The organism is Nocardia sp. NPDC024068, from assembly GCF_040638875.1.
Lineage (GTDB): Bacteria > Actinomycetota > Actinomycetes > Mycobacteriales > Mycobacteriaceae > Nocardia.
In genome coordinates this window covers 47,063-53,186 of record NZ_JBEZYU010000037.1, presented here as the reverse complement: position 1 = coordinate 53,186, position 6,124 = coordinate 47,063, and the positions used below count along the sequence as shown (strand labels likewise).

The following is a 6,124-nucleotide window of genomic DNA, read 5'->3' as shown; positions in this document are numbered from 1 at the left end:
ATCGCGGTCGACCCACTGCCCGCCGCGCGGGAGCGGGCGCTCGAATTCGGGGCCGATATCGCCCTGGATGCCGCCGATCCGGACCTGCGGAGCCGCGATACTCGCGCCTGCGGCGCATTGTCTCGCGGGCTGACAGGCGACGCGGGCCGAACCCTTTCAGGGCCTCGCTGAACTCGGCACCGAGCGGGTGGCCCGTTCTGTGGACGTGTTCGGTTCGGATCGGTTCCGGTGGTCGCTAGGTGACGGGCGGTCTGCTGTTCAGGGAGTGGCGCATCCGGATCTGGGCCGGGTGGCCGGGTTGTGTGGGGGCTGTCGGTCGTGGAGGGGCGCTAGAAGATGAAGGGGTCGCCGTAGCCGGTTGTCTGGACTGTGGTGTTGGTGGAGTCGGCGCGGACGGTGATGAAGGGCATGGCGGAGGCGGGGGAGAGGCAGCCGTTGACGTTGAGGGGGGTGTTGGAGTGGGAGAAGGTGTAGGGGAAAGTTGCCTCTTCGTCGAGTTCGGTAGCGCCGATCACGGCCGCTGTCACGGTGCCGGGGGCCAGGTTGACGGCGAGCTCGCCGGCGAGGCCGCTTTCCACGCCGACCGAGGGCTGGACCGCGACGCCTACGCCGACACCGATGCCGACGGTGGGTGGGGCGTCGATGGCGAGTCCGAGATCGACGCCGAAATCGACGCCGACGGAGGGGGCGATGGAGGCGCCGACGGCGACGCTGGGGGAGATTCCGATCGAGATGCCGTTGGCGATATCGACGGCGCAACCGACCAGGTAACCGGCGACGATCTCGCCGCTGCGCAGGGCCGAGGTGCTGTCGAGGGTGACGGAGAAATCCCCGGATACCTTGACCGCGTGCACGAATGGGACGCCCTGCGCGGTTTCGGGCGACGGTACGACGGAATTGGCGTTGACGGCCGCGACCATGCGCGTACCGCCGGAGTTGATTTCGCCGGGTGCGGCGTGGGCAACGGTGCCCCCGGCGGTGACGGCCAGAATCGATGCGAGCGTGGACAGGGTGGAGGAGAGCCTGCGGTTCATAATGCTCCAGTCGAGGGGTGATCGAATCGGAACTTCATAAACGAACTCATAGGGGAATCGCCGCCGCGAATCCCGCGGCGGCGCCCCGAACCTAGCGGCAAATACGGTCGGTGCGGGTATTTCTACCGCACCGGCGATTCGCCGAAGTGGGCGGCACGCGGTACACCGCGGCCGGTCTCCTGCCCGGTCCGGGTGCCGCATTCGGGGTGTGCCGCAACGAAAACAGCGGCCCGGATGAATCCGGACCGCTGTTCGGGAGCTGTGAAGTCGGGTCAGAAGGCCGCTTCGTCGAGTTCCATGATGTCGTTGTCCAGGTTGGACAGGACCGCGCGGGTGGCGGTCAGTTCCGGCAGGATGTTTCGGGCGAAGAACTGCGCTACGCCGACTTTACCCTGGTAGAACGACTTGTCCGCACCCTCGGCGCCGGCGTCGAGGGCCGCGCCGGCGACCTCGGCCTGGCGCAGCAGCTGCCAGCCGATCAGCAGATCGCCGACCGAGAGCAGGAACCGCACCGAACCCAGGCCGACCTTGTACAGCTCGTCGGTCTGTTCCTGGGCGCCCATCAGGTGACCGGTGAGGGTGGCGGCCATGGCCTGCACATCCTCGAGGGCGGTCGCCAGCAGTTTCCGCTCGCCCTTGAGGCGGCCGTTGCCCGCCTCGGAGTCGATGAACTTCTGGACCTGGCCCGCCACATGGGCCAGGGCCACGCCGCGGTCGCGAGCGATCTTGCGGAAGAAGAAGTCCTGCGCCTGGATCGCGGTGGTGCCCTCGTACAGGGAATCGATCTTGGCGTCGCGGATGTACTGCTCGATCGGATAGTCCTGCAGGAAGCCGGAACCGCCCAGGGTCTGCAGGGATTCGGTCAGGTACTGGTAGGCCCGCTCGGAGCCGACGCCCTTGACGATCGGCAGCAGCAGGTCGTTGACCCGGGCCGCGGTATCGGCGTCCGCGCCGGAGACGGCGGCCGCGACGTCTTTGTCCTGGTGGGCGGCGGTGTACAGGTACACCGCGCGCAGGCCCTCGGCGTAGGCCTTCTGGGTGGCCAGGCTGCGCCGCACGTCCGGGTGGTGGGTGATGGTGACGCGGGGCGCGCTCTTGTCACTCATCTGGGTGAGGTCGGCACCCTGTACGCGCTGCTTGGCGTAGTCCAGCGCGTTGAGGTAGCCGGTGGACAGGGTGGCGATGGCCTTGGTGCCCACCATCATCCGCGCGTGCTCGATGACCTCGAACATCTGCGCGATGCCCTGGTGGACCTCGCCCACGAGCCAGCCCTGGGCCGGAACACCGTGGCCACCGAAGGTGACCTCGCAGGTGGCCGAAACCTTCAGGCCCATCTTGTGCTCGACATTGGTGACGAAGACGCCGTTGCGCTCGCCCAGTTCGCCGGTCTCGTGGTCGAAGTGGAACTTCGGGACGAAGAACAGCGACAGTCCCTTGGTGCCCGGGCCCGCGCCCTCGGGGCGGGCGAGCACCAGGTGCATGATGTTCGGGAACAGGTCGTCGGAGTCGGCCGAGGTGATGAAGCGCTTCACACCCTCGATATGCCAGGACCCGTCCTCCTGCTGGACCGCCTTGGTGCGGCCGGCGCCCACATCGGACCCGGCGTCGGGCTCGGTGAGCACCATGGTGGCGCCCCAGCCCTGCTCGACGGCGATCTTGGCCCACTTCTTCTGCTCTTCGGTGGCGTTGTTGTAGAAGATATTGGCGAAGCCGGGGCCGGCGGCGTACATGAAGGCTGCGGGCTGCGCGCCCAGAATCAGCTCGGCGATGGCCCAGTAGGCGGCACGCGGGACATCGATACCGCCCAGCTCCGGGTCGACGGAGAAGGTGTCCCAGCCGCCTTCCTGCAGGGTCCGGTAGCTCTTCTTGAACGACTCGGGGAGGGTGACCGTATGGGTCTCGGGGTCGAAGACCGGGGGGTTGCGGTCGGCGTCGGCGAAGGATTCGCCCAGCGGTCCCTCGGCCAGGCGACGCACCTCGTTGAGCATCTCCTTGACGGTGTCGGCGTCCAGGTCGCCGTAGGCGCCGGAGTCGAGGATGCTGCCGAGGCCGAGTACCTCGAAGAGGTTGAACTCCAGGTCGCGGACGTTGCTCTTGTAATGACCCATTGTGATACTCACTCTCCGTTGAGTCGGGTGCGGTCGGTATGGATGCCGTTCCCGCCCGTTGTTGCCATCGGGTAGCTACCGGAAGGCGGCATGCTACTCGCGGGTAACTTTACTGAGTATATTACCGACGGGTAAGGCGCTCGGCAATTGCGCCGGGGCGCTTTGTGACGTGATGAACAGGCCGGGGGCGGCAGGCATCCCTACGAGGCTGCCCCGGACCGGTTCCGTCGCAGGTCGGCGGCGTGTTCACGAAAGCTCGGAGCCCGGCTGGTTAGGGTGAGGCGTGCGGATCGAGACGAGCTCCGGGCCCGCCGAGGCCGAGATCGACCACCCCGACGAACCGGCGTTCCTGCTGGTATTCACGCACGGCGCCGGGGGCGGAGTGGATTCCCCCGACATCCTGACCGTGCGCGATACCGCGCTGGCCGCCGGTGGGGTGGTCGCCCGGGTACTACAGCCCTATCGGGTGGCGGGCCGGTGCGCTCCGGGTAAACCCGAACCCCAGGACCGCGCGTGGATCGAACTGGTGCGCGCGCTGCGTGCCGAAATCGGCCGGAAGCCGGACTCCGGCACCGGCCGGGAGCTGCCGCTGGTACTCGGCGGACGCAGCAACGGTGCCCGCGTCGCCTGCCGGACCGCCACCGAACTCGGCGCCCGCGCGATCGTCGCGGTGTCCTTTCCGCTGCATCCCCCGGGAAAGCCGGAGAAATCACGGCGTGACGAACTACTCGCGGCGGGAGCCGCCGACGTGGTGGTGATCAACGGTGGGAGCGACCCTTTCGGTATTCCGGACGCCGCCGACGCCGCGGAGGTCAAGGTGATACCCGGCCAGCCCCACTCTTTCCGGAAGGGTTTCGACACGATCGCGGAAACGCTGGTGCCCTGGTTCGAGCGCTGGCGCGCCTGACCGTCATACGGTGGCGTCGCGGGACGCTCAAAACCTCGGCCGGCTCATCACGCAGGCGCTCGGCGACTATTGAGCCCGTGGCGCGGGTTTCGTCGCGACGACCAGGGCATCGATCGCGTCACCGGCCTCGGTCGGCCGCAGCACCTGCCGGGCCGTATCCACCTCGAGTCCGGAATCGGCGCCCAGGTCGGCGACCACATCCTCGGGGGTGAACAGGATCTCCGGGTCCTGTGGCCCCCCGTGCCCCTGTGCCGGATTCGCACTGTCGTGTCCCAGTACCAGCAGCATCCCGCCGGGGGTGAGCAGATCGGCCGCCCGCCGGACCATCTCGCGGCGCTGTGCGGCCGTCAGATGGAGGAAAACCATGAGCACCAGCTCGTAGGGGCCGCCGATATCGACGCCCGGTTCGGTGAGATCGGCACACTGCCAGGTGATCCGCTCCCGGATCGACCGGGTCAGCCGCGTCGCCACCGTGCGGCCCTTATCGATTCCGACCTGGGAGAAATCCACCGCGTGCACCTGCCAGCCGTGGGTGGCCAGCCACAGCGCGTTACGGCCTTCTCCGCAGGCGAGGTCGAGGGCGCGCGGCAGTTCCGGGGTCTGCCCGTCGGGGCCGGGCAGCAGCGGTATGCGCCGGTCCAGCCCGTGCGCGAACTCCACCACCGTGTTGTTCGGTGGTGCCCCCCACACCAGTTCGCTCTGCACATACCGCGCATCCCAGTCGGCCGCCTTCATGCCGACCAGTGTATGGAGGTGGCCGTTGTCCCGGGCCGGGTCTTCAACCGGCGGTGATTTCGGGCAGCCAGTCCACGGGTGCGGTTTCGCGGATGTGGACCAGGATGTCGAACGCATCGGCCAGGGAATCCACGGTCAGGCGCGCTTCCCGGTCCTTCGCCGGGTCGTACATACCGCTGATGACCCGCAGGTGCGCCGGAGCCGCTCGCCACGCGCGCACCGGCGCCGGCGCCGGTGCGCGCAGATCGAGGTAGAAGGCGGGCAGGTCCACCTCGCCCAGCGCGGCGTCGACCAGATCGGGTTCCGGTTCCGGCGCGACGGCGGTACCGAGGTCGCCGTGATGGAATCCGATCGCCACCGAGACGTAGTCCGCGCCGAAGTGGGCGCGTAGGCGACTTCCCTCGCCGCGCATCAGGGTCGCGCCGCCGGTCCGCAGCTCGGTCCCGGCGGTGTGGCCGATTCCGTCCCAGTAGACGATCCGCGCGCCGGTGGTGTCGTACCGGTCGATCAGGGTCTGCGCCGATCCGCCGTCGTCGCCGCCGAAACCGCCGCGCCCGGCGACACTGTTCTCATGGAACGCCACGATCAGCCGGGCGTGGTCCAGTGCCGCGGTGTGGTCGGCCGCCGCGTCGCCGTCGGCCGGCAGTGACTCCACCAGCGCGAGCGCGTTCCGCGCGTCTTCGGCGAATGGGCGGCCGGGATGGATCCCGCGGTGGCGCTGGATATGTTCGTCGATCCGGTGCGCGGTGCGGATCGGGGTCAGCTGGGATTCCAGCTCGGCGAGGCGATCCGGCGCCCGGGCCGCGGCGTAGGTGAGGACCGCGTCGTAGTCCGCGGGTCCGGCGGCCGGGGGTTGCACCCCGAACACTTCGACCTGGTCGCCGGGATGCGCGACGTTGTAGTGCCGTATCCATTCGAGGGTCGCGGCGGTTTCGGCGGTGCGTAGTGGACGCCAGGCCTCGGCGAGCGCGCCGACGGGATCGCCCGCGCCGGTGCGCACATAGGCGTCCATGCGCGCTCCGGAGCGGGCGCTGTCCTGCAGGGCGAGCGCGCGGAAACCGTGCTCGGTCACCAGGGTCCGCAGGATCCGATCCCGGACGCCGTAGGTCTGGCGGGAGAAGCGGGTGGATTCGCCGAGACCGACCACCCGGGCGGTGGCCAGGCGGTCGGTCAGCGGCCGCAGATCCGATCCGGTGCCGGCGGGCCCGGTGCCGTGTATCGGCCGGGCCGCGCCGCGCAACCATTCGGAAACCGCGTCGGTGCTACTGGATGGGGCGGTGCTGGTCATGGGTCCTCCTGGTCGCGAGTGGGCGTCGCGGACCAGCCTTGTACCTCAATAA

Annotated in this window: 5 protein-coding genes; 1 reads left to right on the top strand and 4 read right to left on the bottom strand. The window is 68.9% G+C overall.

Going from position 1 to position 6,124, the window contains the following annotated elements; all coding sequences use genetic code 11:
• Positions 1 to 329: 329 nt before the first annotated feature.
• Together AB0F41_RS23000 and AB0F41_RS22995 are read right to left on the bottom strand one after the other, a co-directional pair.
• Positions 330 to 1,034, bottom strand: coding sequence for an MspA family porin (locus AB0F41_RS23000; RefSeq protein ID WP_357427001.1), 705 nt, complete (start codon positions 1,032 to 1,034; stop codon positions 330 to 332).
• A 272-nt stretch (positions 1,035 to 1,306) separates the two neighbouring features.
• Positions 1,307 to 3,142 (bottom strand): acyl-CoA dehydrogenase, encoded by a 1,836-nt coding sequence (locus AB0F41_RS22995; protein WP_357427005.1) that lies wholly within the window; start codon positions 3,140 to 3,142, stop codon positions 1,307 to 1,309.
• 283 nt (positions 3,143 to 3,425) lie between these two features.
• Between AB0F41_RS22995 and AB0F41_RS22990 the strand changes: the two genes are divergently transcribed.
• On the top strand, positions 3,426 to 4,049 hold the full coding sequence (locus AB0F41_RS22990; protein ID WP_357426999.1) for an alpha/beta family hydrolase: 624 nt from the start codon (positions 3,426 to 3,428) through the stop codon (positions 4,047 to 4,049).
• A 66-nt stretch (positions 4,050 to 4,115) separates the two neighbouring features.
• Here the strand turns inward: AB0F41_RS22990 and AB0F41_RS22985 are convergent, their stop codons facing one another.
• Positions 4,116 to 4,784: a class I SAM-dependent methyltransferase gene (locus tag AB0F41_RS22985; protein WP_357426997.1), complete on the bottom strand. Its 669-nt coding sequence runs from the start codon at positions 4,782 to 4,784 to the stop codon at positions 4,116 to 4,118.
• A gap of 43 nt (positions 4,785 to 4,827) precedes the next feature.
• Positions 4,828 to 6,072, bottom strand: a complete 1,245-nt coding sequence (locus tag AB0F41_RS22980; protein ID WP_357426995.1) for an erythromycin esterase family protein — start codon at positions 6,070 to 6,072, stop codon at positions 4,828 to 4,830.
• Positions 6,073 to 6,124: the final 52 nt, after the last annotated feature.

What these genes read in the sequence shown, in the direction of transcription:
- AB0F41_RS22995 (WP_357427005.1), bottom strand. Translation starts at nt 3,142, where the DNA reads ATGGGTCATTACAAGAGCAACGTCCGCGACCTGGAGTTCAACCTCTTC.
- AB0F41_RS23000 (WP_357427001.1), bottom strand. Translation starts at nt 1,034, where the DNA reads ATGAACCGCAGGCTCTCCTCCACCCTGTCCACGCTCGCATCGATTCTG.
- AB0F41_RS22980 (WP_357426995.1), bottom strand. Translation starts at nt 6,072, where the DNA reads ATGACCAGCACCGCCCCATCCAGTAGCACCGACGCGGTTTCCGAATGG.
- AB0F41_RS22985 (WP_357426997.1), bottom strand. Translation starts at nt 4,784, where the DNA reads ATGAAGGCGGCCGACTGGGATGCGCGGTATGTGCAGAGCGAACTGGTG.